Source organism: Anaerorhabdus sp., from assembly GCF_036641015.1.
Classification (GTDB): domain Bacteria; phylum Bacillota_I; class Bacilli_A; order Erysipelotrichales; family Erysipelotrichaceae; genus Anaerorhabdus.
In genome coordinates, this window is record NZ_JAVWFO010000098.1 from 1 (window position 1) to 2,873 (window position 2,873).

At 32.8% G+C, this 2,873-nt stretch carries 1 protein-coding gene; it reads right to left on the bottom strand.

All coding sequences use genetic code 11. The features are described from left to right. Window positions 1-102: 102 nt before the first annotated feature. Entirely contained in the window at window positions 103-2,706 is a 2,604-nt protein-coding gene (locus RR430_RS09220; RefSeq protein WP_332509033.1) for a calcium-translocating P-type ATPase, PMCA-type, read from the bottom strand. Window positions 2,707-2,873: the final 167 nt, after the last annotated feature.

Genomic DNA, 2,873 nt, shown 5'->3' on the forward strand with positions numbered 1-2,873 from the left:
AAATCATATAAACGTTGCCCTCTTTCTTTCAAATCATTAATTAAACAAATAAAAACTCTATTATGAGATTATAGTCTCACCAATAGAGTTTTATTGTTTATATTACTTTTTTAAAATATGATTTTTAAATATTTTTACAATTTCTACGATTACAATTGGACATAATGCTAATCCGATTGAAATTCCTGCTAATTGAGGATTTAAAGCCTCTAAACTGAACATTGTATTAATACCTGGAACATACATAACAATTAATTGTAATGCTAAACCAACAAATAATGCTCCCCATAAATATTTATTATTAAATATTGTTCTATGGAAAATACTATGAGTACTCTTAATATTAAATGCGTGGAATAATTGTGATAATGATAATGTCATAAATGCCATTGTCATACCAATTTCATGTGTAATGTTATTACCGATAACATATGCTGTTAATGTTAATGCACCTACCATTAAACCTTGCCAAGCAATTGTCCAACCTAAACCGTGTGCAAAGAAACTTTCATTTTTTGATCTAGGTTTTTCTTTCATGATATCTTTATCAACTGGTTCTAAACCTAATGCAAATGCTGGTAATGTATCAGTAATTAAGTTAACCCATAATAAGTGTACTGGTAATAGAGGTACTCCTAAATTAAATCCAAATAAACTAATAACAGAAGCTCCAAAGATTGTGATTACTTCTCCGATATTACTTGATAATAAGAACTGAACATCTTTCTTAATATTGTTGTAAATACCACGACCTTCTCTTACTGCATGGATAATTGTCGCAAAATTATCATCAGTCAAGATCATATCAGCTGCACCTTTTGATACATCAGTACCTGTGATACCCATAGCACACCCTATATCCGCTTTTTTTAGTGCTGGTGAATCATTAACCCCATCACCCGTCATTGCCACTACATGACCTTTATTTTGCCACATACTAACGATTCTAACTTTATGTTCTGGCGCTACACGTGCATAAACTGAAATATTTTCTAATTCATTTGATAATTCCTCATCAGACATGTTAGATAATTCAGTTCCTGTAATTGCTTTTTGACCCTCTAATAAAATACCTAATTCTTTAGCAATTGCTTTAGCAGTAGTAACATGGTCTCCAGTAATCATAATTGTACGGATACCACCTTGCTTAGCTTCTTCAATTGCAAGTTTAACTTCAGGACGAGGTGGATCAATCATTCCAACTAATCCAACAAATATCATTTCATTTTCAACTTCATTTGGATCTAATAATACTGGTACTTTATTCCATTTCTTGATTGCTACTGCTAATACACGTAGTGCCTCATTAGCCATAGTCTCATTGGCTTGACTTGCATCACTTGGTGTATTAATACATCTAGACATAATTACATCAGGAGCACCCTTAGTAATTGAAATAACACCATCTACTGTATCATAGAATACTGTCATTAACTTACGAGTTGAATCAAATCCAATTTCATCCCCACGTTTAGCTAAATCATATAAATCTTCTTTCTTATCACCCATCTTGAAACTTGCTTCAACTAAAGCTGTTTCTGTAGGATCACCTAATAATTTAGTTTCACCATTTTCAATCTTTATCTCAGCATCTGTACAAAGAGTGAAACATTTCATCATTTCACGTACTTCAATGCTGCCTTGAACATTAAAATTCTCAATACCTTGTTTTGCAGTAAATGTTTTTACTACAGTCATTTTATTTTGTGTTAATGTTCCTGTTTTATCACTACAAACTACGCTTGCAGAACCAAGTGTTTCAACTGCAGGAAGTTTACGAACAATAGCGTTATTCTTAACCATCTTAGTAACACCAATTGCTAATACAATTGTAACTACAGTTGCTAATCCTTCAGGAATTGCAGCAACCGCTAATGCTACAGATGTTTTAAATGCATCTAAAACAGATAATCCTGACATCATTTCAAGACCAAATACAACCACACAGATACCTAAGCACATCGCACCAATTACTTTACTAATTTGTGCTAACTTGTTTTGTAATGGAGTTGTCTCTTTTTCTGATGTCATAAGCATTGATGCAATTTTACCTACTTCGTTACTCATCCCAACAGAGGTAATAATCATCTTTCCTCTACCATAAGTAACAACTGTACTTGCAAATGCCATATTCTTTTGATCCCCAAGAGGAACATTTTCTTCTGAAATTACATCACTTTTCTTGTTTACAGGAACAGATTCACCCGTTAAGGCACTTTCATCTATTTGTAAGTTATATGACTCAAGGATTCTACCATCACTAGGAATAAGATCTCCAGCTTCAAGAATTACAATGTCTCCCACTACAAGTTCTCTTGATGGAATAGTTAATCTTTCCCCATCACGAATTACTTTGGTAGATGGTGCACTCATCTTCTTTAAAGCTTCAAGTGATTTCTCTGCGCTATTCTCTTGCGCAACACCTAGTACTGCATTAAATACTACAACAACAAAGATAATCAAACTATCTATCCATTCATGTGGATCAACTACTATTGATACAACAGCAGCAGCTATTAATACAATAATTAGTGGATCTGTAAATTGTAGTAAGAATTTAACAAAAATTGATTGTTTTTTCTCTTCTTTTAATTCATTGGGACCACACTTTTCTCGAATTGATTCAATTTCGTTTTTACGTAACCCTTGTAAATTGTTACTTTGCAGATCATTAACTACTTCTTCATTTGTTTTGTTATAAAACATAATTTCCTCCTAGAAATACAAAAAGCAAGACTCCACCCACTTTTTGAAATGGATAGGTCTTGCTTATCAAGAGATTTAAGTATCCGGGTCATTTTATTAACCGAGATGACGAATACTTACACAGATTTCTCTGCAGCTACTCCCCTACTCAATGATAAAAAGATACA

Bases quoted from the DNA above. Each gene is read 5' to 3' on its own strand.
- RR430_RS09220 (WP_332509033.1), bottom strand. From the start codon at position 2,706: ATGTTTTATAACAAAACAAATGAAGAAGTAGTTAATGATCTGCAAAGT.